Annotated in this window: 1 pseudogene; it reads right to left on the minus strand. The window is 73.2% G+C overall.

The annotated features are described in order from the left end of the window. Positions 1-205 (minus strand): annotated as a pseudogene (locus H928_RS31995) (hypothetical protein); the annotation flags it as partial.

Raw genomic sequence — 205 nt, forward strand, 5'->3', positions numbered from 1 at the left:
TGGCACCGGCGCTTCGCTGGCCGCGCCGGTCGCTTCCGGGCTGGTGATGCCCAGCGGGCTTTCCCAGATCGAGCGGCCGGGCAGCGGCAGCACCGGCTGGCCATCGCCATCGGCCAGGCCCACCAGCAGCGCGCGGCCATCGGGCAGCACGCGGAAGTCGCCATAGCGGGTCTGCTCAAAATGCCGGCCCTGGCCTTCGGGGAAG

The organism is Comamonas sp. B-9, from assembly GCF_000410635.1.
In the GTDB taxonomy this organism is placed as follows: domain Bacteria; phylum Pseudomonadota; class Gammaproteobacteria; order Burkholderiales; family Burkholderiaceae_C; genus Comamonas.